Genomic DNA, 526 nt, shown 5'->3' with positions numbered 1-526 from the left:
AATCAGTATCCAGCGTGATCGTTGGTGCATTTGGCGCTTGCGTATCAAGCACAAAATCTAATGTACTCGAGCCAGACACATTACCTGCCGCATCAGTTTCACGCACCGTAATTGAGTTGTCACCTTCGACCACAGCAGGAGGGGTTGTTGACCAACTGCCATCTGCAGCCTGATATTCAACTGTATTGCCAACTTCGCTTGGTGTTACCGTGAATGAACCGTCATTAGTTAAGAAGTCATAACCTAACTTACCGCTATCGGTATCTAAAGTGATTATTGGTGCATTCGGTGCTTGCGTATCAAGCACAAAATCAAGTGTGTTTGAGCCAGACACATTACCTGCAGCATCAGTTTCACGAACTGTAATTGAGTTGTCACCTTCAACCACCGCAGGAGGGGTTGTTGACCAACTGCCATCTGCAGCCTGATATTCAACTGTATTGCCAACTTCGCTTGGCGTTACTGTGAATGAACCATCATTCGTTAATAAATCACCATCACTAATACCCGAGTCAGTATCCAATGT

The 526-nt window shown here is 45.2% G+C and carries 1 protein-coding gene; it reads right to left on the bottom strand.

Annotation, left to right across the window (positions count from 1 at the left end; translation table 11 throughout):
- On the bottom strand, positions 1-526 hold a 526-nt coding region (locus HC728_RS19825), incomplete at both ends, for an Ig-like domain-containing protein (protein WP_238933843.1).

It is taken from the genome of Aliivibrio sp. S10_S31, from assembly GCF_014694495.1.
Lineage (GTDB): Bacteria > Pseudomonadota > Gammaproteobacteria > Enterobacterales > Vibrionaceae > Aliivibrio > Aliivibrio fischeri.
The sequence above is the reverse complement of the archived record's forward strand: the minus strand, read 5'-3'. Positions and strand labels throughout refer to the sequence as shown.